Origin of the sequence: Flavobacterium sp. TMP13 (genome assembly GCF_050847115.1) — a bacterium.
Taxonomy (GTDB): domain Bacteria; phylum Bacteroidota; class Bacteroidia; order Flavobacteriales; family Flavobacteriaceae; genus Flavobacterium.
Genome location: NZ_CP193656.1, coordinates 2,475,592 through 2,502,015 on the forward strand (window position 1 = coordinate 2,475,592; position 26,424 = coordinate 2,502,015).

21 protein-coding genes are annotated in these 26,424 nt (G+C 34.4%); 5 read left to right on the top strand and 16 right to left on the bottom strand.

Features of this window, described 5'->3' with window-relative positions; all coding sequences use genetic code 11:
- The first annotated feature begins 10 nt into the window (after positions 1-10).
- Positions 11-1,321 (top strand): tRNA lysidine(34) synthetase TilS, encoded by a 1,311-nt coding sequence (gene tilS / locus ACRASX_RS10725; RefSeq protein WP_432221208.1) that lies wholly within the window; start codon positions 11-13, stop codon positions 1,319-1,321.
- Positions 1,318-3,435, top strand: coding sequence for a cytochrome c biogenesis protein CcdA (locus ACRASX_RS10730; RefSeq protein WP_432221209.1), 2,118 nt, complete (start codon positions 1,318-1,320; stop codon positions 3,433-3,435). Before tilS ends, ACRASX_RS10730 begins: the two co-directional genes overlap by 4 nt.
- A gap of 74 nt (positions 3,436-3,509) precedes the next feature.
- Here ACRASX_RS10730 and ACRASX_RS10735 read toward each other — a convergent pair whose 3' ends face one another.
- The 8 genes from ACRASX_RS10735 to ACRASX_RS10770 all read right to left on the bottom strand — a co-directional run bounded on the left by ACRASX_RS10735 (position 3,510) and on the right by ACRASX_RS10770 (position 15,184).
- Positions 3,510-4,823 carry an ammonium transporter gene (locus ACRASX_RS10735; protein ID WP_432221210.1) on the bottom strand — a complete coding sequence of 438 codons (1,314 nt, stop codon included), beginning with the start codon at positions 4,821-4,823 and terminating at the stop codon, positions 3,510-3,512.
- Between the two features lie 277 nt (positions 4,824-5,100).
- Positions 5,101-6,402, bottom strand: coding sequence for an amidohydrolase family protein (locus ACRASX_RS10740; RefSeq protein ID WP_432221211.1), 1,302 nt, complete (start codon positions 6,400-6,402; stop codon positions 5,101-5,103).
- Positions 6,403-6,440: 38 nt separating this feature from the next.
- Positions 6,441-9,443 (bottom strand): amidohydrolase family protein, encoded by a 3,003-nt coding sequence (locus tag ACRASX_RS10745; protein WP_432221212.1) that lies wholly within the window; start codon positions 9,441-9,443, stop codon positions 6,441-6,443.
- Between the two features lie 177 nt (positions 9,444-9,620).
- Complete coding sequence (locus ACRASX_RS10750; protein WP_432221213.1) at positions 9,621-10,694, bottom strand: alanine/ornithine racemase family PLP-dependent enzyme; 1,074 nt, start codon at positions 10,692-10,694, stop codon at positions 9,621-9,623.
- Position 10,695: 1 nt separating this feature from the next.
- The gene (gene alr, locus ACRASX_RS10755; RefSeq protein WP_432221214.1) at positions 10,696-11,844 is read right to left on the bottom strand and encodes an alanine racemase; all 1,149 of its coding nucleotides are present in this window, start codon (positions 11,842-11,844) and stop codon (positions 10,696-10,698) included.
- Positions 11,834-12,988 (bottom strand): amidohydrolase, encoded by a 1,155-nt coding sequence (locus ACRASX_RS10760; RefSeq protein ID WP_432221215.1) that lies wholly within the window; start codon positions 12,986-12,988, stop codon positions 11,834-11,836. The genes alr and ACRASX_RS10760 overlap by 11 nt, the downstream gene beginning before the upstream one ends.
- An 8-nt stretch (positions 12,989-12,996) precedes the next feature.
- Complete coding sequence (locus ACRASX_RS10765) at positions 12,997-13,431, bottom strand: GNAT family N-acetyltransferase (RefSeq protein ID WP_432221216.1); 435 nt, start codon at positions 13,429-13,431, stop codon at positions 12,997-12,999.
- A gap of 550 nt (positions 13,432-13,981) precedes the next feature.
- Positions 13,982-15,184: an NAD(P)/FAD-dependent oxidoreductase gene (locus tag ACRASX_RS10770; RefSeq protein ID WP_432221217.1), complete on the bottom strand. Its 1,203-nt coding sequence runs from the start codon at positions 15,182-15,184 to the stop codon at positions 13,982-13,984.
- A gap of 152 nt (positions 15,185-15,336) precedes the next feature.
- On the opposite strand from ACRASX_RS10770, the gene ACRASX_RS10775 reads away from it, so the two are divergent.
- Positions 15,337-16,872, top strand: coding sequence for a YifB family Mg chelatase-like AAA ATPase (locus tag ACRASX_RS10775; RefSeq protein ID WP_432221218.1), 1,536 nt, complete (start codon positions 15,337-15,339; stop codon positions 16,870-16,872).
- A gap of 60 nt (positions 16,873-16,932) precedes the next feature.
- Here ACRASX_RS10775 and ACRASX_RS10780 read toward each other — a convergent pair whose 3' ends face one another.
- From ACRASX_RS10780 to ACRASX_RS10790, 3 genes are all read right to left on the bottom strand, one after another.
- Positions 16,933-18,156 carry an RsmB/NOP family class I SAM-dependent RNA methyltransferase gene (locus ACRASX_RS10780; protein ID WP_066308428.1) on the bottom strand — a complete coding sequence of 408 codons (1,224 nt, stop codon included), beginning with the start codon at positions 18,154-18,156 and terminating at the stop codon, positions 16,933-16,935.
- 124 nt (positions 18,157-18,280) lie between these two features.
- Entirely contained in the window at positions 18,281-20,245 is a 1,965-nt protein-coding gene (locus ACRASX_RS10785; RefSeq protein WP_066308426.1) for a KUP/HAK/KT family potassium transporter, read from the bottom strand.
- A 128-nt stretch (positions 20,246-20,373) separates the two neighbouring features.
- Entirely contained in the window at positions 20,374-21,777 is a 1,404-nt protein-coding gene (locus ACRASX_RS10790; RefSeq protein WP_432221219.1) for a hypothetical protein, read from the bottom strand.
- A gap of 118 nt (positions 21,778-21,895) precedes the next feature.
- Between ACRASX_RS10790 and ACRASX_RS10795 the strand changes: the two genes are divergently transcribed.
- The gene (locus ACRASX_RS10795) at positions 21,896-22,951 is read left to right on the top strand and encodes an oxidoreductase (protein WP_432221220.1); all 1,056 of its coding nucleotides are present in this window, start codon (positions 21,896-21,898) and stop codon (positions 22,949-22,951) included.
- Positions 22,952-23,016: 65 nt separating this feature from the next.
- Here the strand turns inward: ACRASX_RS10795 and ACRASX_RS10800 are convergent, their stop codons facing one another.
- From ACRASX_RS10800 to ACRASX_RS10820, 5 genes are all read right to left on the bottom strand, one after another.
- Complete coding sequence (locus ACRASX_RS10800; protein WP_432221221.1) at positions 23,017-23,478, bottom strand: sensor of ECF-type sigma factor; 462 nt, start codon at positions 23,476-23,478, stop codon at positions 23,017-23,019.
- A 16-nt stretch (positions 23,479-23,494) separates the two neighbouring features.
- Positions 23,495-23,908 (bottom strand): hypothetical protein, encoded by a 414-nt coding sequence (locus tag ACRASX_RS10805; RefSeq protein WP_432221222.1) that lies wholly within the window; start codon positions 23,906-23,908, stop codon positions 23,495-23,497.
- A 30-nt stretch (positions 23,909-23,938) separates the two neighbouring features.
- Positions 23,939-24,481 (bottom strand): RNA polymerase sigma factor, encoded by a 543-nt coding sequence (locus ACRASX_RS10810; RefSeq protein WP_432221223.1) that lies wholly within the window; start codon positions 24,479-24,481, stop codon positions 23,939-23,941.
- Between the two features lie 69 nt (positions 24,482-24,550).
- Positions 24,551-25,663, bottom strand: coding sequence for an SRPBCC family protein (locus ACRASX_RS10815; protein ID WP_432221224.1), 1,113 nt, complete (start codon positions 25,661-25,663; stop codon positions 24,551-24,553).
- A gap of 99 nt (positions 25,664-25,762) precedes the next feature.
- The gene (locus ACRASX_RS10820; RefSeq protein ID WP_066308405.1) at positions 25,763-25,951 is read right to left on the bottom strand and encodes a hypothetical protein; all 189 of its coding nucleotides are present in this window, start codon (positions 25,949-25,951) and stop codon (positions 25,763-25,765) included.
- 79 nt (positions 25,952-26,030) lie between these two features.
- Between ACRASX_RS10820 and ACRASX_RS10825 the strand changes: the two genes are divergently transcribed.
- The gene (locus tag ACRASX_RS10825) at positions 26,031-26,411 is read left to right on the top strand and encodes a hypothetical protein (RefSeq protein ID WP_432221225.1); all 381 of its coding nucleotides are present in this window, start codon (positions 26,031-26,033) and stop codon (positions 26,409-26,411) included.
- The last annotated feature ends 13 nt before the right edge of the window (positions 26,412-26,424 follow it).

Below are 26,424 nucleotides of genomic sequence, written 5' to 3' on the forward strand. Positions count from 1 at the left end.
ACATCAAAAAATGCTTCATAAATTTAAAAAACATATTGCTAATTCCTTCCCTTTTTTAGGATCAAAAAAACTCATTTTAGCGACTAGCGGCGGTTTAGACAGTATGGTGATGGCACATTTATTTAACGAACTAGACTATGATTTTGCCATTGCACATTGCAATTTTCAATTGAGAGGCATAGAGAGTTTTGAAGATCAAAACTTTGTTCAAGAATTTGCTTCTAAAATTCAGCGCCCTTTTTTTAGTACACAATTTGACACCGCTGCTTTTGCTGCAGATTATAAACTTTCGACTCAAGTTGCTGCAAGAGAATTGCGTTACAGTTGGTTCGACGAATTGTTAGAAACGGAAGGTTATCACTACATTTTAACCGCACATCATTCTGATGATAATTTAGAAACTTTTATTATCAATTTATCTCGCGGAACTGGTTTAGAAGGTTTGGTGGGAATTCCTGAACAAACTGAAAAATTACTTCGTCCTTTATTGCCGTATTCTCGTTTAGAGATAAAAGAATTCGCCGAAAAAAGTGGAATAAAATGGCGCGAAGACAGCAGTAATGCTTCGTCTAAATACGTGCGAAATAAAATTAGACACGAATTGGTTCCAATTTTGAAGGAAATTAATCCACAATTTTTAGCTATTTTTCAAAAGACGCAATCCTACTTGCAGGAAGCCCAAGAAATGGTCGAAGATGCTTCGATTATGATATACCAGCAAGTGGCCAACGAAAAGGGTAATGAAATTCATTTTGATTTGAACCAATTAAAACGTTTGCCGAATTACCAATCGTATTTGTATCAATGGCTGAAGGAGTATGGGTTTACGGCTTGGAAGGACATTTATGATTTGGTCGAAAGTCAATCGGGTAAACAAATTTTAGCTCCCAATTACCGCCTAATAAAAAATAGGGCAGACTTAATTTTATCTCCATACAAAGAAGAATCAGACGAAATATTTACAATTGATAACGAGAAACGAGACGTTAATTTTCCCTTAAAGTTGGCGCTTTGTGAGGTAAGTCACGTGACTAAACTTTCAAATAAAACTATATTTGTCGACAAAGACAAACTGAATTTTCCGTTGTTTTTAAGAAGATGGAGAGAAGGCGATTTTTTTCATCCTACGGGAATGGACGGAAAGAGCAAAAAAATCAGTAAATTTTTTAAGGACGAAAAATTTTCTTTGGTGGATAAAGAAAATGCTTGGTTACTTTGTTCAGGAGAAAACATATTATGGATTGTTGGCAAACGTGCTGACGACCGATTTACAATAAAAAACACTACAAACACTATATTTAAAATTACTTTAGAAGAATGAATAATCAACACGGTTTTATTAGAAATTTAAATTTCAAACTACAGCATTGCGTATTTTTATTTCTTTTTTTATTCGCTTTTGCGAAGGGAAATAGTCAAATGGTTGAACCAGTAAAATGGACATCAAAAATTGAGTATAAATCAGGAAATAGCTTTTTATTGACTTTTGAAGCTACAATTGAAAAAGATTGGCATGTATACTCTCAATTTACACCAGATGGCGGACCACTTCCTTTAGAAATTACGTTCAAGAATCAAAAGGATAATTATTTGGTTAGTGGAAAAGCAAAGGAAAGTAAAACGCGTACGGCCTATAATGATATTTTTGAGGTAAACGAAACCTTTTTTGAAAATAAAGCAAAAATAGAACAGCTGATAACGATTTCTAATCCAAATGTAAAAAACATTCAAGTAGAATTTGATTATCAGGTTTGTAAAGAGGTGTGCATCAACTCTAACAAAAAGTTCAATTTGGCTATTCCAGCCTCGTTCAAAATGGTTGCATCCGCACCCAGTTCGACAGATGTAAAAGGAGCAGAAGCTGTTGCGGAAATTCCCGTTGTTGAAAATACTATAGTTACTGATGTTAGTGTTGAACCGCAAGATTCAGTCGTAAATGAAGGGGCTGTGGCAGCAGATAATGCAGATGGGGTAACTGCCGATGTAGCTGCTCCTAGTCCAAAATCTACAAGAAGTTTATGGACTATATTTTTTATCGCTTTTTTATCTGGGTTTGCAGCACTTCTTACGCCTTGTGTGTTTCCGATGATACCAATGACGGTAAGTTTCTTTACCAAACAAAGCAAAAATAGAGCAGCAGGTTTACGAAATGCAATTTTATACGGAATTTCGATTATCGTAATTTATGTATTATTAGGTTGGCTGGTTACCGCAGTTTTTGGTGCTGGTGCGCTTAATGCACTATCTACAAATGTATATTTTAATGTATTTTTCTTTATATTATTAGTTGTTTTTGCCTCTTCGTTTTTGGGAGCTTTTGAAATTATGCTTCCTAATTCATGGGCAAATAAAGTAGATCAGCAAGCAGACCGTGGCGGAATTATCGGAATCTTGTTCATGGCTTTGGCCTTGGCAATTGTGTCCTTTTCTTGTACTGGTCCAATTGTAGGTACTTTATTGGTAGAAGCAGCTTCTACCGGAGGAATAGCGCCAGTAGTCGGGATGTTCGGATTTTCACTAGCATTAGCGTTGCCTTTTATGTTGTTTGCCATGTTCCCAGGTTGGTTAAATTCATTACCAAAATCGGGTGGTTGGTTGAATACAGTAAAGGTCGTTTTAGGATTTTTAGAATTGGCTTTAGCATTCAAATTTTTATCGAATGCAGACTTAGTTTTACAATTGCATTTCTTAGAGAGAGAAGTATTTATTGCGATTTGGATCGCCATCTTCGGAACATTAGCCTTTTATTTATTTGGAAAAATCACTTTGCCGCACGATAGTCCATTGACACATATTTCTGTGGGAAGATTATCTCTAGGATTGATCGTTTTAACGTTTACGATTTATATGATTCCTGGACTTTGGGGAGCACCTCTAAAAATAATTAGTGCGTTTCCACCTTCTTTAGAATATAGCGAAAGTCCCTATGGAGTTGGAAAAAGTGCAACCAATGGCGTGGTAACAAATGAAGCTTTACCAAAAGGAGCAAAAATTGGCCCGCACGGAATAATGGTTTTTGAAGATTATGAAAATGGTATGGCATATGCAAAATCGGTAAACAAACCTGTTATGCTTGACTTTACAGGATATGCTTGTGTGAATTGTCGCAAGATGGAAAACAATGTGTGGTCGGATATGAAGGTACTTCCTATTTTAAAGAATGATTTGGTATTAATTTCTTTATACGTAGATGACAAACGTGATTTGCCAAAAGAAGAACAATTTATTTCTCCTTCAACAGACGAGTTAATTGAAACTACTGGAGATAAATGGACGGACTTTATGATCTCAAAATACAAAACTAATACACAACCATTGTATATCTTAACTGATTTGGAAGGAAATAGTTTAAACACTGAAAAACCAACTATTAGTTACGTAGGAATAGAAGAATACTACAATTGGTTGCAAGCAGGAATAGCAAAATTTAAGTAAATGATTGGGTTGATTATTTATTCAAGAAACCTCTGAGACTTTGGTCTTAGAGGTTTTTTTTTGAAACAGTTATATTATAAAAATTCACCATGTTGCGAAATATCTAAACCTAGTGCTTCTTTTTCTTCCGAAACACGCAGCGGTGTAATTTTATTTACGATAAAAAATAAAAAGTACGAGCCCATAAAAGCAAATACGGAAACTAAAAGCAATCCCATTAGTTGGTGTACAAATAGTGTAGTTTCGCCAAATACTAAACCTTGATCTAGTACTGCTGGATTTATCGCCTTTGAAGCAAAGACACCAGTTAATAACATTCCCATCATTCCGCCAACCCCATGACAAGCAAAAACATCTAATGCATCGTCTATTTTGCCTCTTGGAAAGCGACTTACTGCAAAGTTACTGACTAAACTGCTAAACAATCCGATAAAAATAGCATGCGGCATACTTACAAAACCAGCTGCAGGAGTAATAGCAACTAAGCCTACAACTGCACCAATACAAGCACCCATAGCAGAAAGTTTATGACCTAAAATTTTATCCATAAAAACCCAAGCCATCGCTGCGGCTGCGGCTGCAACTGTTGTTGTGCCTAATGCTTGAACGGCCAATTCGTTGGCGCCCATCGCAGAGCCCGCGTTGAACCCAAACCATCCAAACCATAATAATGCAGTGCCTAGCATTACATAAGTAATACGCGCTGGATTGGATTTTCGTCCCCTCCTTTTTCCTAAAAACATTGCTCCAGCCAGTGCTGCCCAACCTGCGCTCATGTGTACAACGGTTCCTCCAGCAAAATCAAGAACTCCCATTTTTAAGAGTAAACCATCGGGATGCCAAGTCATGTGGCATAACGGAGTATAGATTAAGAGAATGAATAGAACCATAAATAATAGGTAAGCCCAAAAGCGAATGCGTTCGGCAAAAGCGCCCGTAACAAGGGCAGGAGTGATGATCGCAAATTTTGCTTGAAACAACGCAAATAGCATAATCGGTATGGTGGGTGCAGTGCTCCATGCCGTGTTTGTACCGATACCATTAAAAAAGAAGTAAGCAGATGGATTGCCAATAATACCACCAAGTGAAGGACCAAAAGAAAGTCCGAAGCCAATTACAACCCATAAAATGGTCACGACTATCATTGCCATGTAACTTTGAAGCATGGTGCTAATTACATTTTTTTTACCCACCATTCCGCCGTAAAAAAATCCAAGTCCAGGTGTCATCAATAGTACTAAAGCGGTAGCCATAATCATCCAAGCGGTATCACCGTTGTCAAAAACTACTTTTTTTGGTGTTACTAAATTTTCGGTAAAAATGTGATTGGAGATAAAAGTTAATATTAAAAGAGCGAGAAGTATCACGCTTAAGACAGTTTTACGCATAAATTTATAGTTAGGATTTACTATAAAAGTATATAAATGACTAATTGACCTTAAAAAAAATAGGGCAGATGAAGTGATTTTTATTAAATTATTATTTTGGTCCCGTAAATTTTTACGGGTTGTAAATTAGTACTATGACAAAATAATATATCTGCAATTTGATAATCGTCGTTTTTTAGTAAAATCCATTTCAAACCCAGATTTGCATTTCCTACAAAAAGAAGATCTTCTCAAAATTAGAATTTTGAGAAGATCTTTTTGTAAAATAGGATTTATTTTATTGCTGTTCGTATTTCTCTTTGTAAATTTTATTCAATTGTGTTTGATGATTTTCTAAACTAATTTTTCTTCCTTGAATAAAAGCGTGAGTCAGTTTATTTGTACGCATATCTAGGGCATCACCATCAGAAACAAACAAAGTGGCATCTTTTCCCGTTTCTAAACTACCACAGAATACATCAATGCCTAATATTTTCGCTGTATTTAAAGTAATTAATGCTAGTGCTTGTTCTTTATCCAAACCATAAGCGGCGCAAGTACCGGCCAGAAATGGAAGATTACGCGTATTCATTCGTTCCATATCACCGCTGTTTTCTAAACCGACCAAAACTCCCTTATCGACTAGTATCTTTGCCATTTTATAAGGTAAATTGACATCTTGGTCATCATGGATGGGCATTTGGTGCACTCTTCTCAATAAAACTGGAATTGCGTTAGATTCTAATAATTTAGCGACTTTATAAGCTTCAAAACCACCTACAATGACGATCTTTTTTACTCCATTTTTTTGTGCCACTTTTATGCCATCTACGATTTGAAGTTCATCATCAGCATGAATAAACAATGTTTTTGAGCCGTCAAAAAGTCCCTGCATGGACTCAAAAATTAAATTTCGTACTTTCGAATTTTCAGCGAAGTAGGATTTGGAGTTAGACAACAAATTACTGATATCGCTTACTTGTTTCGCGTACTCTTTATTTAAAGTGACTTCTCCTGGTTCTGCCCACCAACCAGATCTTTTGAAAGAGGACGGGAAATTAAGATGTAAACCGTCATTTTCCTTAATAATGGCATCCTGCCAATTCCAAGAATCCAATTGTACCACTGATGATGATCCTGAAAATCGCCCTCCGCGAGGCGTAATTTGTGCCATAAGGACGCCATTGGGTCTTACGGTTTCAATAACACGAGATTCGGCATTGTAAGCCACAATACTTTTTACATTCGGATTAAAGTCACCCAGTTCACTTTCGTCATCAGATGATTTTACAGCATCGATTTCAACTAATCCTAAAGTCGAATTTGCAGCTATAAAACCAGGATAAACATGTTTTCCGGAAGCATCTATGATTTGATCATAATTTGATTTAACTAACTGATCGGAATTCGATTCGGTAACCAAATCTAGTTTACCGTCTTTAAAACCTATCGCGCTGCTATTTATCACTTTTCCGTTCCCGATGTGAGCGGTACCATTTAAAATTAAGATGGATTGGCTTTGTTTTTTAGCGGGTGCATGTTGTGCCACCAAGCTTAAACTTCCTAAAAACAGGAAGCATAAATATATTTTTTGTATCATCTGTGTACAGTTTTTTTGAATTGGTGTTGAATAGGTGCTTACATTTCTAAGGTATCGCAGTGGTACTCCAGTTTTTCTTTCTTTTTTGGTTCCTGTGTTTTCTTACCACTGTTTTTTTCGTCTAGCATTTGATTGATGATTAATAATCTATCTTTTGCAATCGCAGCAAGTTTACTTTCTTCGACATCAGCGTCATAATAAACTACACCTTCAATTATTGTTTTCTCCACTTTAGCATAAATCGACAACGGATTGTCTGACCAAAGCACTACATCAGCATCTTTTCCTACCTTAATACTTCCTACTTTATCGTCAATATGTAGTAATTTAGCAGGATTTAAGGTGATAAATTTCCAAGCTTCTACTTCAGAAATACCGCCATATTTAACTGCTTTGGCTGCTTCTTGATTTAATCGTCGAGACATCTCCGCGTCATCAGAATTATAAGCGACTACAATTCCTTGCTTGTGCATTATCGGACCGTTAAACGGAATCGCATCATTTACTTCAAATTTGTATGCCCACCAATCTGAAAAAGTAGAAGCGCCGGCTCCGTGCGCTTTGATTTCATTTGCCACTTTATATCCTTCCAAAATATGAGTAAACGTATTTACAGTAAAATTAAATTGGTTGGCGACATTCATTAGCATCAAAATCTCAGACTGTACATACGAATGACAGGTTATAAAACGCTCTTTGTTTATAATTTCGGCTAATGTTTGCAGCTCTAAGTCTACCCTTGGTGCGTTTGCTTTGTTCTTTTTTCCATTAGAGTTAAAGTCTTTCCAATTGGTATCGTATTCTTTAGCACGCTGAAAGTAATCTGTAAAAACTTGTTCAACGCCCATTCTTGTTTGAGGAAAACGCGAAGGATCATTTTCTCCCCAATTCGATTGTTTTACGTTTTCGCCTAACGCAAATTTTATAAAGCCAGGTTGATCTTTATATAGCATTTCAGTAGGACCGACTCCCCATTTCCATTTTACAATAGCCGAGCGACCACCAATTGGGTTCGCAGATCCATGCAACAAATGCGATGTAGTCACGCCGCCTGCAACTTGTCTGTAAATATTTACATCATCAGAGTTGATGACATCTTGTATCGTGACTTCAGCCGTCGAATTATGACCACTTTCATTAACTCCATTGGAGATCGCTACGTGCGAATGTTCGTCGATTATTCCGCTCGTTAAATGTTTTCCTTTAGCATTAACAACTACTGCTCCGCCATCAGGCAGATTTTTACCAATGGCTGCAATTTTCCCGTTTTTTATCAGAACATCAGTCTCCAAAAGATTTTCTTCTTTTTCGTTCGTCCAAACCGTTGCATTTTTAAATAAAATGGTTTCCTCAGTTGGAAGTACTGCATTTCCAAAAGCTATATTGGGATAGCTTATTGGTAGTATTTCTCGGAGTTCTTCCTTTTTGTCTTCTTTTTTATCTTTTGTAAATTCACCTATTTTTGTTGCTTTCCAAGTAGCTTCAGTACCATCTAATAAAATTGCTTTTCCAACTATAGAATTACGATCTTGCAGATAAGCGCTCAATCGAGTATGAGTGTTACCGATACTATCTTTGGCATTTATGATTAGTGAAATCCAATTTTCAGCTACGTTTAGTTTTGATTCTAATTTAGTAGAGTCGTTCGCTAATTTAATTTCAGAAGTTGGCTTGTTCATTTCTCCTTTTACAACCCAGGTGTACATTTGACTTCCAACAGTCAAAGTATAATTACCTCGAATGTCGATGGCATGCATCGAGTGAATTGTATGTTTGTTGCCTTGCACCCAATTCTCGTATAATATTGTTTCTTTATCAAAATAATCGCCAGAAGTAATTAAAAAATTGGCAGAACTCCCCACTTTTAACGTTCCAATTTCGTTGCTTTTTCCCAGTAAACTGGCAGGAGTAGTAGTCAATGCTTCTAAGGCTTTGGTTTTATCAAAACCATAATGAACCGCTTTTAATAAGTTCGTTCTAAAATCTTCTAATTTTTTTAATTTATTAGTAGTTAATGCGAACTCGACTCCATTATCGGTAAGAACTTTTAAATTGGTTGGAGCTTGGTTCCAAAATTTTAAGTCAGCATAATCTAAGTTACTGGCTTGATACGGATTGGAAACATCGTACGCTTCTGGAAAGTTAATTGGAATTATAAATTTAGCTTTCGTTTTTTTGATTTCATCCAAACGTTCAAATTCATTCCCCGAACCTTTTAAAATATAATTGATGTTAAACTCGTTCCCTATATTTGAAGCGCGTAAACTGTTTAACTTATCTCCAGCATCAAAAATTTGCACTAATTTCTCATTTTGAAGCAGCGCTTCTAACGATAAATCTTCGTTTCTGATACTCGATTTTTTGTACCAATCCAAGTCTAAGTACATTTGTCTCAAAAGTGCCATGGTGCCCATTTGTGAGGTTGGGTACGCTTGTTTTGAGGTAACGCTTTTCTTGAAACTAAAATGGTTAGTAATTTTATTAGAGAGTACACGACTTTCACTGCTGTAAGTATTTAATGCAATTAGAGCTCCTGAACCTTGTGCAATCCCGTCATCGTTGTGTGTTCCTACAATACCAAAGCCTGCTCTTAAAAATTCTTCTGCCTTGCTTTTATCATAATCAAAGCCTTGTATTGCATCTACTTCCGAACGAATATGTTCGTTCCAATAATAACCTTCTCGTTTGCTGTCGTACACTTGACTTCCGCGTGACTTTTGTACTATTTGTGCTTTTTCTACACCAAAATCAGTATACATGTCAATAAACGAAGGATAAATTGTTTTGCCCTCTAAGTTTATGGGTGTGATGTTTTTAGGTAAAGTAACCGAAGTGCCAACGGCAATGACTTTTCCGTTTTGGATCACTAAAGTTGCTTTTTCTAAAATTTGAGTTGGGGTAACAAGTATTTTTGCATTTGTAAATGCAGTATAGTTGCTGTTTTTATTGTGAATACTTTCATTGTTCGGAAAATATTCCTGCGCACCACTTGTAAAAACACAAAGTACTAGCAGTAAAATAGTAAAGAGATTTTTTTTCATACGATTTGGTTATTTTGTATAAAAATATAAGATTTTACTATACTATTTACGAATAATTTTTAAATAGGACCTATTTCGAGAATAAAAATTATTTATTCTTTATTTTTTCTCGATTTAAAAACAAAAGAGAAGCAAAACCTGATTTGTTTAACTTCTCTTTTTCTATTTGCAACACTATTATGCGATCGTTTTCTCGATATAATCGGAATTCAAAAGATACAAAGCACCCATGTATTTTATTTTAAAGGAAATTAAATCCCCTATTTTATAGTTCTTTTTAGAGTTAGAAATATCAATAACCAACATATCAGAACTCGCATCAATTATAGTAATATCGGGATCATCTGCGTCTAAATATTGAGGTTGCATATCCAACAAACCAATATCAATAATAGCGCGTAATGAAGTACCGCCAAAATCTTCAGTATCATTCATGCTGAAGGTGTTACCTGCCACATTCTCTCCTAGTTCTCCTGTCGGTGTATCTGGTTTTTCGGTGATTTCGATAATTTCAGTAAATAACTTAAAAACATCATCGTGCATTCCTTGGATCGTTTCTCCCGTAAATAAATCTTTTCCAAAAAATAAAGCTTCGCCGACTCTAAAGTGATTGATCGCCATGGGTCTGGCATTTTTTAAAATTAAAGGAATAGCTACTGAAGTTCCTCCTGAAACCCACGGAATTATAATATTAAATTTGGCTTCAATTAATTGTTTATATAAACTCAACTGAATTAATTTATCTTGCGTTGGCATGACACCGCTCAAACAATTTAGGTTGGTTCCAATACCTGTAATTTCAATGTTTGGCATTTGAAGAATTTGGCCATAAAAGTCTACTAATTCTTCGCCCATTACGCCTTCACGCAAATCTCCCATTTCAATCATAATGATTACTTTATGGGTTTTATTTTGTTTTTTTGCTTCGTTAGAAAGCATCTGAATCGTGTAGATTTCGGTATTAAAACTTACGTCGGCATATTTTACGATGCTTTCTATGCTTCGTTTTGCGGGAGGTTTAATGTAAACCGTTTGAATATTAGGATCAATCGACTTGATTTTACGCAAATTACTCACTCTAGAATCTAGAATCTCATGTGTTCCTAAAGCAATAATTTCTTTAAGATAAATTTTATTTCCACACAAAAGTTTAGATACAATTCCCCATTCAATATTTCTTGACGTAAAAATAGTGTTGAGAAACGTATAATTCTCTTTTAATTTTTCTCTATATAATTGTATAAAAGCCATTTTAAATTATTTTTCGTGGAATTGTTTTTGAAATTCGGGTTAGTAATTCATAATTCAACAGATTGCTCAAGTCGCTGAAGGAAGCAACCGAAACCGAAACGTCATTTTGAGTACCAATAAGTACCGCTTCGTCTCCTTTTTTAATTTTTTCGATATCAGTTACGTCGACAGTGACCATATTCATATTTACAGAACCGACCACAAGGCAACGTTGACCTTGTATCAAGACACGACCTTGATTGCTCAACGCTCGACTGTAACCATGAGAATATCCAATAGGAATGACCGCAATTTTCATTTTTCTCTCGGCCAAAAAGCTCGTTCCGTATCCAATAAATTCACCTACTGCCACTTTTTTCAGGCTCATTACTTTACTTTTCCACGTAATTACGCGCTGCAGTGGATCAATTTTGCTTTTTTTACTATTTAAATAATGAACTAAAACTTCTGGGCTTGGCCACAATCCGTATTGCATAATTCCAATTCGAACCAAATCCATTCGTGTTTCGGGAAACATCATTGAAGCGGCAGAACAGGCAGAATGTTTAATCTCTGGCTGTAAGCCTTGCGATACCATGTAATCGTACAACTCGTTAAAACGTTTCAATTGCTTATCCACTCTATAATAATTGGCTATACTTTCTGCGCCAGCAAAGTGCGTACACAAACCTTTAAACGTAACAAAATCGCGTTCTTCTCTTAAAAAAGATATAACTTCTTTCAATTCTTTGCGCTCAAAGCCGGTTCGGTTCATTCCGGTTTCTAATTCGATATGAACGTTGGCTTTGCTTTTTAATTTTTTCGCCGCTTTACAAGCGGCAGTTAAGCGATGCTTATCAAATACAAAAAATTCAATATGATTTGCAACAACCCATTCCATATCGGTATCGCCAACAAATCCCATAATCATAATAGTAGCTTTGTCGCCTAAAACAGCATGTGCAATTTTAGCTTCATCAACATCGAATACAGAGAAATGAGTAATGCCAGCGGCATAAGCCATCGTACAGAAATGAGCAATATCGTGTCCGTATGCATTTCCTTTAATAACAGCAGAAAGAATCACTTTTTTTCCGAATGTTTTTTTTAGAAAATCAATGTTATTTTGATACGCTATACTATTTAGTTCTATAATAGAATTATTGTGCATTGGTAATTTTTTTGCTTATTTCATGAAACATAGTTACTCCAGTTGTTATAATTTCATCTGGAAAATCATAATCAGGATTGTGTAGGGCAGGAGTATCTTCGCCTGAACCCAATCCGAACATTGCGCCAGAATACAGTTGAGTGAACAAGCCGAAATCTTCGCCCCAAGTAAAAGGATGTTCTTTTTTTAGAATGGAATAGTCGTTTATTAGTGCGGCATTTTCAATTAATGCAACAGCGTCTTTGCTGTTTTCATTGGCTTGAAAACTTTGTGTCCATTTTATGGTATGTGCTAAATGGTATTTTGCTGCTTTTTCTGCGACAAAGTTTTCGAATTTAGCTTCTACAATTCTCATTTGGTTATTGCTGTTGCTTCGAACGGTAAAATGAATTTCCCCTTCGCCAGCGGAAACTCCATAGGCTTTTTTGCCCATTGCAGTGTAAATGGGAGTAACAATACAAAAATTGTCTTGAGCGATTAGAGGTTGAGTCAATTGTAGAAATTCGGTGGTTATTTCAGCCATAGCTAAAGCAGGATTGATGCCATTTTCGGGTTCACCTGCATGCGAAGTAATTCCTTTCAGTTTGATAATAATACTATTGACAGCACAGGTAAAAGTACCTTCTTTAATTACAATCTGACTTTTAGAATAACCTGGTAAATTATGTAAAGCGAATGCATAATCGGGTTTTACTTGCTGAAAACGAATATCGTTGGCTACTTTTTTAGCACCAGATCCATCTTCTTCTGCAGGTTGAAAAAGCAAAACCACTTTTCCTTTTTTCGGCTTATTCAAGTACAATTGCTTGGCTAAACCACATAAAATAGCTATATGTCCATCGTGCCCACATTTATGAGAAATTCCTTTAGTTTCGGAACGATAGTTAAAAATGTTGATTTCATTTATGGGAAGAGCATCTAACTCACAGCGAAATAAAACCGTTTGCCCCAATACTTCTCCAGAATAAGTAGCTAAAATTCCAGTTTTACCAACTGTTGTTACTAATTCGTCGGGTGGATATTTTTGTAAAAACGATACAATTCTTTCCGCAGTATTGAATTCTTTTCCCGAAAGTTCGGGAAATTGATGCAATTCTTTGCGAAGTTCTTGCAACTCGATAAAATCGGGTAAAAAAGTTCCCATTTTTTTGGTTATTTGATTAAACGCATTTCCAAATATTTATTGGTAAAGCCGAGTTTCTCGTATAATTTTAAAGCTGGATTATCTGGTTCCACATGCAAAGCAATATTTCCTTCAGCAATACTAATCGCTTTTTGCATTAATTTTTTACCAAAACCTTTACCTCGTTGCGAACTATCAACTGCAACGTAAACCAAAATATTTTCGGGAATAAAATCTTTCATTCCTGTGTTATTTAGGATCACTACTCCTACAATCACATCATGCTCTAAACCCACTACAATAGTTCCGCCTTTGTTTGGGTTCATTACATAATCAATGCACTTTAAAATATCTTCGACCTTATCCCCATATTGCTCGAGATGTGTAAATAGAAAACGAGCAATGGTCTCATTTTTATATGTTTTATCTTCTCCAGTAACGTGGTTGATTATTTTAAATTCCATATTTTGCTCCTTTTTTATTGTAAATTGATTATAAAATAAATTTCAAGACAACAAGTTTAATTTTTTGCATTTCGAATATAATTCATTTAAATACAAGCTTTTAAAGATGTCTTGTTTTTTTAAAGTAATGTTGCTTTTAATCTAGTTCTTTTAAAAAACAGGTAAAATGCTGTTTTAAAGCAACTTATTTGAAGATTGCAAAACAATACGTTCTCTCTTAAAATCTTTTCTCTATTTGATTATTATAAGCCTGTTTATGGAATTCTTCCAAAAGGCAAAAAAAAGATGCAGTGTAAAGCTGCAAATTTTTACTGATTTTTAAGCGGATTTCTAGAATTCGAAACCACAAATTAGATAAAATGAAGTATAAAAATAACATTCACTTTTGAACTAAAAATCATTTAGATGACTGTAAAGATACAAAAAATTAAAGAAAAGCCAATTGTAGAGCTCTTTTGAGACCTTAAAATGCTATTTAAAAGTAATAATTTTATTATTTATTGTATGGAAATTTATCACTTTATTTGAGCTGAATTTCCATACAACTATCTTAGCGATCAAAAGCAAATAAATCAGAATCTGTTGGTTTGTCTAAGTATAAATCTTTGATCATTTCAGCCGCTATTACGCTGAAAGTGATGCCGTTTCCACCGTAACCTAATGCAAAATACATATTAGGATGTTCTTTATGTTCGCCAATAAAAGGCAGGCCATCTTTTGTCTCTCCAAAAGTGCCGCACCAATAAAAATCGACTTCAATTTTACTATCTGGAAAAAGTTTTTTAAATCTTTTTAAAATTGCTTTATTCTTTTGCTCCATTAAGGCATCACGTTTCTTCGGATTTTGGAAATCTTCGTCAAATCCGCCAACCATAATTCGATTGTCTTTGGTGGTCCGTACATATATATAAGGACGTGCAGTTTCCCAAATCAAACATTTCTCATTCCAAAAATCTTCTTCTTTTAATGGCTTACTTACAAATACGTAAGTAGAATTTAATTGCATCACTTTCTCTTTCAATAATGATTCAGATTCAAATCCAGGTGCAGCGACAATTTTTTTGGCTGTAATTTTATGTCCTTTTTCAGTAATGGCAATTATATGTTCTTTTTTGTTTTCGACTTTTACCACATCGGTATGGCTATAAACTACTAAACCAGAATTTTTTTTATGATAATTCAATAATGCTGTGCACAATTTAAAAGTGTCAATTTGCGCCGAGCAATCATTATATAAAGCGCCTTTTTTGTCGATATTGAACTTATCTTTCAATTGCTTTTGATTCAATAAAGTAACTGGCAACTTGTATTTTTTTCGAGTTTTGTATTCTTTCTCTAGATCTTTAAAACCTTTAGCATCAGAAGCCAAATACAAACTCGATCGCCATTCAAAATCGCCATCAATTTTTAATTTTTTGATTATTTTTTCTAAAGTATAAATGGATTCTAAGCATTTCTCGTAGGCTTTAACTGCATTTTCTTCCCCTACTTTCTCGATTAAATCAAAAAGAAAAGTGTCAATTTCATATTGCAATTGGGCAGTGCTCGCAGTCGTACTTCCTGTAGAAGCCATTCGTCTGTCGACTACGACACAGTTAACTCCTGCTTCACATAGAAAATGTGCGACCAATGCACCTGTAATTCCAGAACCTATAATTAAAACTTCCGTTTCAATATCGCTGTCTAAAGTATTGTAGTCCTTAGAAAGTCCATTTTTTATCAGCCAAAAAGGCAATCCAGATTTTAAATCCATTGTTCTCTTATTTTAGACTTTAAAATTATTTAAAAGGGAATTGGATGTGTTTATAAATTTTAAAGTTTAATTACAAAATTACCATTGATAATGTATCAGATAAATTGTATTAAAATTTTTATTAGATTTGACAAAATTTACATCTAAAAATTATGTTAGTAAAAGTTTACGGAAGTGCTGTCTTTGGAGTGGAGGCGACTACAATTACCATCGAAGTAAATATGGATAACGGAATTGGCTATCACTTGGTCGGATTACCTGACAACGCAATTAAAGAAAGTAGCTACCGCATTGCAGCGGCATTAAAAAATAATGGCTATTCGATGCCCGGCAAAAAAATAACCATCAATATGGCTCCTGCCGATTTGCGAAAAGAAGGTTCAGCCTACGATCTAACTTTTGCCATAGGAATTCTAGTGGCGTCAGGTCAAATTAAAAGCACTGAAACCGATAAGTATATCATCATGGGAGAACTTTCATTAGATGGAAGTTTACAACCCATAAAAGGTGCGTTGCCAATTTCTATTAAAGCGAAAGAAGAAGGATTTAAAGGCTTTTTTCTACCCATTCAAAATGCAGCAGAAGCAGCGATAGTTTCAGATTTGGATGTTTACGGTGTTGAAAACGTGCAGCAAGTGATAGATTTTTTTGAAGGTAAAGGAGATTTAAAACCAACCATTGTCGATACTCGCGCTGAATTTTATAAAACATTAGACTTTCCCGAATTTGATTTTAGTGACGTACGTGGTCAAGAATCAATCAAGCGATGCATGGAAATTGCCGCTGCAGGCGGACATAATATAATTTTAATAGGTCCGCCAGGTGCTGGAAAAACAATGTTAGCGAAACGATTACCCAGTATTTTACCACCAATGACATTGCGTGAAGCATTAGAAACGACCAAAATTCATAGTGTTGCTGGAAAGTTAAAAGAAGTAGGATTGATGAACCAACGCCCTTTCCGATCACCACACCATACGGCTTCTTCTGTAGCGCTTGTGGGCGGAGGAAGTTATCCACAGCCAGGAGAAATATCTATGGCGCACAACGGCGTTTTATTTTTAGACGAATTACCTGAATTTAAAAGAGATGTTCTAGAAGTAATGCGACAGCCACTAGAAGATAGAGAAGTTACAATTTCTCGAGCAAAATTTACCGTTACTTATCCCTCTTCATTTATGTTGGTAGCGAGTATGAATCCGAGTCCAAGCGGTTTTTTTAATGATCCGAGTGCTGCACAAACTTCATCACCGCATGAAATGCAGCGGTATTTAAGTAAAATTTCAGGACCATTATTAGACCGAATTGACATTCATATAGAAGTTACGCCAGTTCCTTTTGAAAAATTAACCGAGGAGCAAAAAGGGGAGAGCAGTGTTGATATTCGAAATCGAGTTATTAAAGCAAGAGATGTTCAAACGAAACGCTTTGAAATTTCCGATTCTATTCATTATAATGCACAAATGAGTTCACGGCAAATTCGAGAATTTTGTGTATTGGATGAAAAATCCAAAAATTTATTAAAGACTGCAATGGAAAGATTGAACTTATCTGCAAGAGCGTACGATCGAATTTTGAAAGTGTCGAGAACGATAGCTGACTTAGAAGCCTCAGCCGATATTATTTCGTCGCATATAGCAGAAGCCATCCAATATAGAAGTTTGGACAGAGATGGTTGGTTGGGATAAAAAAAAGGGCCACTTTATCAATTTAAAGTGGCTCTTTTTAGATGTTTTTTATGCTAAAATTTATTCTGCTTTGTCTTTGCGCTCTAGTAAAGCCATATAAAAGCCATCAAAACCAGATTCTGACGCTAGAATTTTTTGATCTTTTACAAAATCAAATTCTTTTCCGATTTCAGTCTTTAAAAACTTCTGAATTTGTTCTTGATTTTCTGAAGGTAAGATCGAGCAAGTAGCATAAACTAATTTTCCACCTGGTTTTACAATTTTAGAATAACTCTCTAAAACTTCCGATTGTACTTTACGAATATTATCAATAAATTCAGGTTGTAGTTTCCACTTTGCATCTGGGTTTCTTTTTAAAACTCCCAAACCACTACAAGGCGCATCAATTAAGACACGATCTGCTTTTTCATGCAGTTTTTTGATGATTTTTGTAGTATCAATAATGCGGTATTCGATATTAAAAGCGCCGTTTCTTTTAGCTCTGATTTTCAATTGTTTCAATTTGCTTTCATACAAATCCATTGCAATTAATTGTCCTTTATTTTCCATTAAAGAAGCAATATGCAATGTTTTTCCTCCAGCACCTGCGCAAGTATCTACTACACGCATACCTGGTTTTACATCTAGAAATGCGGCTACTAATTGCGAATTTGCATCTTGAACTTCAAAGAATCCTTGCTTAAAAGCATCCGTCAAAAACACATTCGCTCTTTCTTTTAGAACCAATGCGTCAGGTTGATTTTGTAAAAACTCAGTTTCAATATTCAAATCCATTAAAATGGCATGTAGTTTTTCTTTAGTCGTCTTCAATGTATTAACACGAAGAATAACTTTTGCAGGTTGATTTTGAGCTGCAATTTCAGTAGCCCAAATTTTTTCACCCAACTCTTTTACACCCAATTCATCCATCCAATCTGGAATAGATTCTTTTAATGCTCTAATTTTTGATAATTCATCAAAACGGCCTTTTATTTTTCTAACGGGTGTCCCTTCCAATTGTTTCCAATCCGGAATAGGATATCCTCTTAAAACTGCCCAAACAGCAAACATTCTCCAAAGATTATCTCGATCAAATGGTTCTTTTACTTCAGCAATTTCTGCATATAAACGTTTCCAACGAACTACTTCGTAAATGGTTTCGGCAACAAATTTTCGGTCAGAACTTCCCCAACGTTTGTCTTTCTTTAATGATCGGGCTACCACTTTATCGGCATATTCTTTTTCGTTGAAAATGGCATTTAAAGCGTCAATGGTAGTATAAACTAAATTTCTGTGTAATCTCATTTTAATAAATTGAGGTGCAAAGGTACTATTTATTGAGTGAAACTTAAATTTTAAATTTCAATGTAAAGCCACCTTTTAATTATGTAAAAAAAAACGCTCTTTTTTCAAGAGCGTTGGTACTGTTTTAATTGTTTTTAATTCGAGTTAGATCAATATTTTCTGGTCTGTGAAGCACCATTGGAAATTTCTCCACCTTTACCGAACTACTGTCTAAACCAAAAGCACTTTCTTCGGATAAACTTATTTTTTTAAGGAAGAAGTAGGAGTTCATAATCATCTTTTCGTGCCATTTTAACTCGTTGTCATTTGATAAGAATTTCTCAGAAAGAACAAATTTGAAATCACCAATAATATTATTTTTATTTAATGATTCGTAACGACTGCGAATGTCAACTTCTCCATTTTTAACCATGTCCTTAATTACCTCTCTAAACATCAAATTGATTTTAGTTGGTTCTCTAAAACCTAAATTAAAGTCGACTCTGTAAATATCATCCTTAGCAATTTCGGTAACCTTATATTGTTTTTTGTAAGGCTCTGACAAAATATTTACGTGCACGAACCAATAAATATCAGCTCTTTTTGGACGTTTTTGTAAAATGGAATATATCACTTTTTCTTCCAATTCATCAACACGATTGGCGTTGGTTAAATAAACCAAATGCGTAGCGTACTTAGGAATGGATAAATCAGCGCTCAACTCAATGATTACTTGTTTGTAATCCTCTATCTTAATGATTTTGGTATATGTTTTATTGATATTCTTAGCTAAAAACCAGATGGTCATTATTGATATTAAAATGGCCGCAATGATCAAGGTAACATAACCACCTTCGCTAAATTTGGTAATATTTGCATATAAAAAGCTCAATTCAATTGCGAGATAAATTGTAATTAAAGGAACTATTAAATACCATTTTACTCTTTTCATGATTAAATAAAAATTAAGTAAAATCGTGGTCATAATCATACATAGCACGATCGCTAAACCGTAAGCGTGCTCCATGTTTCCTGATTCTTCAAAATGCAATACAATTCCGATACAACCAATAAGCAACAACCAGTTGATGGAAGGAATATACAATTGTCCTTTGAGTTCAGTAGGATATTTAATGCGAACTTTTGGCCAGAAATTCAAGCGCATGGCTTCGTTTATTAACGTAAACGAGCCACTAATTAAAGCTTGTGAGGCAATTACTGCTGCTAAAGTCGCAATTACGATTCCGAATGGTTGAAACCAATCTGCCATGATCAAATAAAACGGATTTCCATTTCCTCCTAAATCCTTCAATGTTTTGCCTTCGTGGTGAATTAGATAAGCAGCTTGACCAAAATAGTTTAATACTAAAGCCGACTTTACAAAAATCCAACTGATACGTATATTTTTTCGACCACAATGCCCCATGTCCGAATATAATGCTTCTGCTCCTGTGGTACATAAAAATACAAAACCTAATACAAAAAAACCATCGGGATGAATAGAGAGTAATTTATAACCGTAGTATGGATTTATTGCTTTAAAAACCTCCGGATGTTTAATCAATTGAAGTACACCTAATGTACCAAGCATGCTAAACCATACTAACATCATTGGAGCAAAAAACTTTCCGACAAGTTTTGAACCAAATTGTTGAATGCTAAATAATACAATCAAAATTGCAATAACAATCGGAACTGTGTTTAATTGTGGGTAATATGTTTTAATTCCTTCAATCGCTGAAGATACAGAGATGGGCGGTGTTATAATTCCGTCGGCTAACAATGCACTACCCCCAATAATTGCGGGGACAATGAGCCATTTTATTTTCATTTTTTTTACCAAAGCGTACAAGGCAAAAATCCCACCTTCACCATGATTATCAGCGCCTAGCGTGATCAAAACATATTTAACAGTGGTCTGTAAAGTTAAGGTCCAAAACACACAAGAAACACCTCCTAAAACAATATTTGCATCTATAATGTGATCTCCTAATATGGCTTTCATTACGTAAAGTGGTGAAGTACCAATATCTCCGTAAATAATTCCAAGTGAAATTAACAAACCTCCTACAGTTAACTTACTGTGTAAGTTTTTATGTGCTGTGCTCATGTATAACATTATAAATTACGGTGCAAAGCTACTGCTTTTAATGTAAATTTTACAGATTAAACTTAAAAACATAAAAAAAAGCACGGTTCGAAAATCGTGCTTTTTTAAGATGTTATTAGCTATACTTTTTACGTTCTGCGATTCCCGTAATTACCGCTTGATGAAGATCTTCCTTCACTTGGTGAAGCGTTTGAATTAGAGCGAGAGCTAGAAGAACGTTGTGTTTCTGTTCTTGCACTAGGAGCTTGACTTGATCTACTCGAATTTACCGAAGGACTCGAGCTTCTTCTAGAAGAATTGTTACTCTGAGGTTCCGATGATCTTGACGTGGTACTTCTAGAACTTTCTGAACCGCTGTTCTGGCTGTACGTTCTTGCATTTTGAGTTCGAGCAGGAGCAGCGATTTCATTTGAACTTCTTTGCGTTGTCGCTCCTCGGTTTGTACTGTATGTATTATTGGAATTAGAACTACTACTTTGATTATTTCTGCGAGTGCTCGCTGTTGCGTCATTAGTATTTCTATGCGACTGAGTTCTGCTTTCGACCGCACTTCTTCTCGTTTCAGATCCAGAATTGATTCCGTTAGAACTACCATTTCGTCTGTTTTCCGAACCAGCATACGATCCGTTAGTATTTCTTCTCGTTTCAGAACCAGAATTCGATCCGTTAATACTACTATTTCTTCTGGTCTCAGAACCAGAGTAAGATCCGGTAGAACTACTATTTCTTCTGGTTTCCGAGCCCGAATAAGATCCAGTAGAGTTGCTGCTTCTTCGAGTTTGAGCACTAGCGACTCTTCTTTGATCTAATTCGTAACGATTATTTACATTAGAATGTCTTTGCGTAAATCCGTTGTTAGGATGTGATCTTTCGTAACCATTAGAACGTCGTGAGTTGTATAAAACAACAGCAGAACTACTTCTTCTTGTGGTAACATAGTTATAATTATTGTGTATATTGATATTAATATTGATATTACTTCTATAGCGATAAATCGGATAAGGACTCCATGCAACGTAATAGTTTGGATAATAATTCCATCTCCAAGTCGAATAATACGGACGGTAATTGGTTACCCAAAAGGAAGTATAAATTACCGGAGTTGTCACATAAACGGGTTCGTAAATGTAATTAGGGCCATACAAATAATCATTACCAACTACTTGAATATTAACATTATTGTAACTATTTCGCTCAATATCAATTGTAGCAACATCTTGGTAAACATCTCTGTCTAAAACCGATTGTATGATGACAACGTGCGTTCTGTTTTCTACGGATTCTATGACACGTAAATAATCAACTTGATTATCACCATTTAAATCTAAATTAGAGATTTGATATTTTGGTTCGTTCAAACGTCTTTCAAAATCTTGTAAATTGGATGATTCTCCAAATATCGAAGCAACGGCTCTTAAATCAAGATTATCACTTATGTCTGAATTTTTTGCATAAACTCGTGCTCCAGCTTGAGCGTAAGCGCCTGATATTACTGAGAATAGTAGGCTAAATAAAAGTAGTTTATTTTTCATGGCTTTAATTATTAAGTTTTTCTATTACAGAATATCCAATTACTGTGCCATAAAAAGAAGTGATCGGTTCCTATTCTTTTCTTAAAACAGTAAATTAGCTTTTTTAAATCTTCATTTTATGAAAAAAGCAATATTATTTTTGGGGGTGTTATTGGTCTTACTTTCTTGTAAATCAACACAATTGAAATCGGTAAATAATAATTTTGTTTCAGTACTAATTGACACTCTTTTTCAGGATAAAATTAGCATTCGTGCCATTGCAATTGATGAAAATATAATATGGTATAGTGCTGATGGAAATCGGTTTGGTTACTTTGATTTGAAGAGCAGAAAAAAAGTAGAAAAAATTATTACGGAAGATTCGCTGAAAATTGAGTTTAGAAGTTTAGCTCAAAACAAGCAGTCCGTTTTTGTTTTAAGTATTGCAAATCCAGCGCTATTGTATAAAATTTCAAAAAACGATCTTTCCTATAGATTGGTTTATACAGAAAAGCAGGAGAAGGTATTTTACGATAGCATGCAATTTTGGAATGATACCGACGCAATAGCGATTGGGGATCCTATTGATGGTACTTTTTCTATATTAAGAACTGGCGATGGAGGAAATACTTGGACAAAATTACCTTCGGAAGATCTTCCTAAACTAGTGGAAGGAGAAGCTGCATTTGCCGCTAGCAACACCAACATCGTAATAAAAAACAATAAAACATGGTTGGTTTCTGGAGGAAAAAATGCAAGAGTTTTTTATTCGGATGATAAGGCGAAAACGTGGACAGCTTCTGAAACACCAATCCTGCAAGGAAAAACAATGACAGGAATCTTTACTGCCGACTTTTATGATGAAAAAAATGGTTTTATTGCTGGTGGAGATTATGAATTACCGCAACAGAATTTTGGAAACAAAGCGATAACAAGTGATGGTGGTAAAAATTGGAAGCTAATTGGCGAAAATCAAGGTTTTGGATATGCTTCGTGTGTGCAATATGTTCCCAATAGTAAAGGTAAGAAATTACTAATGGTTGGCGCAACTGGGATTTTTTATTCGACAGATTCAGCAAAATCTTGGAAACAAATTTCAAGTGATTCTAAATTGCTTACAATTCGATTTGTAAATGAAACCACGGCAATAGCAGCAGGTTCTAACAAAATGATTCGATTAACTATTAAAGATTAAAGTAAAAAAAGCCTATCTAAAATTTACGTTGGATAGGCTTTTTTAATCTATTTGAGATGCTACTCTTAATTTTTGCTGGCTTTGTCTCTGTACTGATGCAAAAGCTTACGATTGAACTCATCTTCTGATTTTTTTAGTAACACTATTTTTTTTGCAGGAAGAATTTTTTTAAGATTGGCCATGTATTTTTTTCGCAAAGCATACAATTGATCATCTGTACTTTCAAACTGATTCAAAATTTCGACAGCTTCTTTTTCAGAAATAGAACTGATGTTTTGGTCTTTCAACTTATTCGTGCATACCTTCATTTTCTGATGGCGCAATTCAAACTGCTTATTATCAAAAGCAGTATACAAAGGCCAAAATTTCTCCGCTTGCGTAGCGCTTAAGTCTAATTCGGTCGTTAAGAATGACATTTTATACGCTTTAATTTTTTCTTTTTTAGACTCCATTGCTTCGCTTTGCGCGTAAAACGAATAGCTAAATAGAAATAGTAATAGAGGTAATATGTTTTTTATTTTCATCATTTATTTTTTTGTGGTATTACTCAATGATATAATTTTCAATATTCGGATTTGCAGCTAAGAAATCTTCGACGCTTTTGTCTTCAAAAGATAAATTCGTATTTAGATGATTGACATCGCTGGAATCTAATTCATTAATTAAATCAAATTGATTCAAATTTGTTTGATAAGACAAGTAAGATTCTAAAGTGGCTTCGTCCAGTTGCTTTACAGGATTATTAAAGTAATTGGCAACAGGCACCATCAAACCGATACATATTGCAGCAGCTGCAGCAAACCACAGCAGTTTTTTTCTTCTAGGTAATATAAATACTGCCTGCTCTTTTGCAGGTAATTGCTGTATTACCTTTAAAGAAAATGTATCAAAATAAGATTCAGGAGTTCTAAAACCTGACTTAATCTTCGGGCTACTATCTAATTTAAAATCACTCATATCTATAAGACTAAATTTGTTGTAAAAGGTTTAATTTGAGGTTATAAAAGTTTCTACTTTTTTTACAGCATGATGGTATGATGCTTTTAAAGCTCCGACAGATGTGCCTAGAATCTCTGATATATCGTCGTATTTTAGATCTTCAAAATATTTCATTTTAAAGACTAACTGTTGTTTTTCGGGTAAGGTAGCAATGGCTTTTTGTAATTTTAATTGTATCTCATCGCCATCAAAATAACTGTCTGCTTGCAAGTTATTTATAGTTTTAGACTGTAATTCTTCGGAGGTAATACCACTAAGTTTTGCCTTTTGAGTTAAAAATGTAAGCGCCTCATTGGTTGCAATGCGATACATCCATGAAAATAATTTGCTCTCTCCTTTAAAGTTTTTTAGATACTGAAAAACTTTAACAAAAGTATTTTGTAAAACATCATCAGCGTCATCATGGTTCAAAACAATATTTCGAATGTGATGGTATAATGGTTTTTGATATTCGGACAAGAGCACTTCAAACGCTTTATTTTGCGTTTTAGGATGCAGCAGCTGTTTTATAAATTCTTTTTCGTCTATCAAAATAAAGCGTTCTAATGTTTAGAATAGAATTTATAGAAAAGGTTTAAGTACTATAATATTAAATAAAGATTAAAACTCAGATGAATCCTGTTCTGGTTGTGTCGCTTTTGGTTGTGGAGTTTCAACAGCTTGCGGACGATAAACAGGTTTAGCAACAGGAATTATTTTCTCCTTTAAAGGATAATACAATTCAGTTACCCATTTAGAAGGGCTTTTAGCATCTTGTTTTGTAGTCACAAAAACTTCGATATGGGACCATGAAGTCTCTGCATTTAATTTTTCAGCAGCTATATATTGTTCTGTTTTTTTTATCGCTTCATCTTTATGAGAAAGATCACCAGTAATTGTAGTTTTTACCGCATCAAAAGGTTCTAATTTTCCAGTTAAAATATCACTCCCAGAACTAGTAAAGATTTCTTTATTAATAGGTACGCAAATAGAAATTCGTGCTAATCCATTTACAATATCATAGGTGTGATAAATTACAAATGGCTTACCGTTCATTGCAAGTCCATTAGCCTCGCAAAACTCAGTAAGTTTAGGTATAACCACTCTTGCATTTTTAGTAATTTTTCCAATTTCACTAGTAAAACTTTGCTTGATGTAAAAAGTTTCCGCTTTTTTAACGACTCCATTGACTTTTATAGTAAAAGTAGTAGTTTCAAAAACTAGAATTTTATCTAAGTTCAGCAATGTTTTTTCGTAAATAGTTCCAATAATCTTGTCAGCTCCACCATTTAAAGCAGTGTATATTTTTAGATAGAAGCTCATTTTTCCTTTGGTTTGCCAAGTTACTTTTGTTCCACCAATAGTATCTTTAAAAATCATTTTACTATCGATTAAACTACCATCGTAATTAATTTTTTGGCGAATTTCATCAGTAGCGGTAATTCCTAAAGTTTTCATGTCGCCTTCGGTTTCATTATTTATCCATGAAAATGACGCATTAGGTCCTGCTGTTATTTCTGCTAATTGCAATTTTGTTTCGGCATTGTCAACAATCCAGGAACTAAATTCTTCCCAATTTTTATATTCGTTGATATAATTAAATAATGCCACTTTTGGAGCTTTAATAACACGACTTCTTTCAATTGTAAAATCACCTTTTTGTGTAGCTAAAAAAACGGTCACTGTAATTGCAGTTAGCAACACTAAAAGAAAAATATATTTTAAAATTTTCATACTAGAAGTGGTTAATTATTATGGGGTGAAGTTATAAATTTAGTGTTTTATAGTAAAACGGTACTACTCTTTTTTTTGGTCGAGAAAGTGAGTTTAGCGTTATCTTTTAAAGAAAATTTTGATCAAAAAAAGAATAAATATAAAAAGTATAAAACCAGCTAAGACTTTCAAGTTTCCTTTATAAAAAAAACGGTGCATTTTTAAATCTCTTCGATATGATATAATCATGATGATTACAAATACCACAAAAAAACAAATTGCAAAAATTAATTGTCCTTGACTAAACATAGTTAAATTTTTTTTGTCACAAATTTAGCAAATACTTTAAGAATAGTTGCTAATTTGCGTTTCATTTAATTTACAAACTATGCAAAAACAATTACAGTTAGTAAAACAGTTTCACAAGGCTTTTAAAATAGGGTATAATGAAACGCCAACCGCTGATTTGGGTACTATAAAAAACAGATTGCGATATGATTTAATGAAGGAAGAAAACGAAGAATATCTGGAAGCGGTTGAAAATAATGATTTGGTCGAAATCGCTGATGCGCTCGGAGATATGATGTACATTTTGTGCGGTACAATTATAGAGCATGGTTTGCAACATAAAATTGAAGCTGTTTTTGATGAAATTCAGCGCAGTAATATGAGTAAATTAGGAGAAGATGGAGAGCCTATTTACAGAGAAGACGGTAAAGTGATGAAAGGACCTAATTATTTTAAACCAGACTTTTCAAAATTGATATAAAAAAAATGCGATT

What these genes read in the sequence shown, in the direction of transcription:
- tilS (WP_432221208.1), top strand. Translation starts at nt 11, where the DNA reads ATGCTTCATAAATTTAAAAAACATATTGCTAATTCCTTCCCTTTTTTA.
- ACRASX_RS10730 (WP_432221209.1), top strand. Translation starts at nt 1,318, where the DNA reads ATGAATAATCAACACGGTTTTATTAGAAATTTAAATTTCAAACTACAG.
- ACRASX_RS10735 (WP_432221210.1), bottom strand. Translation starts at nt 4,823, where the DNA reads ATGCGTAAAACTGTCTTAAGCGTGATACTTCTCGCTCTTTTAATATTA.
- ACRASX_RS10740 (WP_432221211.1), bottom strand. Translation starts at nt 6,402, where the DNA reads ATGATACAAAAAATATATTTATGCTTCCTGTTTTTAGGAAGTTTAAGC.
- ACRASX_RS10745 (WP_432221212.1), bottom strand. Translation starts at nt 9,443, where the DNA reads ATGAAAAAAAATCTCTTTACTATTTTACTGCTAGTACTTTGTGTTTTT.
- ACRASX_RS10750 (WP_432221213.1), bottom strand. Translation starts at nt 10,694, where the DNA reads ATGGCTTTTATACAATTATATAGAGAAAAATTAAAAGAGAATTATACG.
- alr (WP_432221214.1), bottom strand. Translation starts at nt 11,844, where the DNA reads ATGCACAATAATTCTATTATAGAACTAAATAGTATAGCGTATCAAAAT.
- ACRASX_RS10760 (WP_432221215.1), bottom strand. Translation starts at nt 12,988, where the DNA reads ATGGGAACTTTTTTACCCGATTTTATCGAGTTGCAAGAACTTCGCAAA.
- ACRASX_RS10765 (WP_432221216.1), bottom strand. Translation starts at nt 13,431, where the DNA reads ATGGAATTTAAAATAATCAACCACGTTACTGGAGAAGATAAAACATAT.
- ACRASX_RS10770 (WP_432221217.1), bottom strand. Translation starts at nt 15,184, where the DNA reads ATGGATTTAAAATCTGGATTGCCTTTTTGGCTGATAAAAAATGGACTT.
- ACRASX_RS10775 (WP_432221218.1), top strand. Translation starts at nt 15,337, where the DNA reads ATGTTAGTAAAAGTTTACGGAAGTGCTGTCTTTGGAGTGGAGGCGACT.
- ACRASX_RS10780 (WP_066308428.1), bottom strand. Translation starts at nt 18,156, where the DNA reads ATGAGATTACACAGAAATTTAGTTTATACTACCATTGACGCTTTAAAT.
- ACRASX_RS10785 (WP_066308426.1), bottom strand. Translation starts at nt 20,245, where the DNA reads ATGAGCACAGCACATAAAAACTTACACAGTAAGTTAACTGTAGGAGGT.
- ACRASX_RS10790 (WP_432221219.1), bottom strand. Translation starts at nt 21,777, where the DNA reads ATGAAAAATAAACTACTTTTATTTAGCCTACTATTCTCAGTAATATCA.
- ACRASX_RS10795 (WP_432221220.1), top strand. Translation starts at nt 21,896, where the DNA reads ATGAAAAAAGCAATATTATTTTTGGGGGTGTTATTGGTCTTACTTTCT.
- ACRASX_RS10800 (WP_432221221.1), bottom strand. Translation starts at nt 23,478, where the DNA reads ATGATGAAAATAAAAAACATATTACCTCTATTACTATTTCTATTTAGC.
- ACRASX_RS10805 (WP_432221222.1), bottom strand. Translation starts at nt 23,908, where the DNA reads ATGAGTGATTTTAAATTAGATAGTAGCCCGAAGATTAAGTCAGGTTTT.
- ACRASX_RS10815 (WP_432221224.1), bottom strand. Translation starts at nt 25,663, where the DNA reads ATGAAAATTTTAAAATATATTTTTCTTTTAGTGTTGCTAACTGCAATT.
- ACRASX_RS10820 (WP_066308405.1), bottom strand. Translation starts at nt 25,951, where the DNA reads ATGTTTAGTCAAGGACAATTAATTTTTGCAATTTGTTTTTTTGTGGTA.
- ACRASX_RS10825 (WP_432221225.1), top strand. Translation starts at nt 26,031, where the DNA reads ATGCAAAAACAATTACAGTTAGTAAAACAGTTTCACAAGGCTTTTAAA.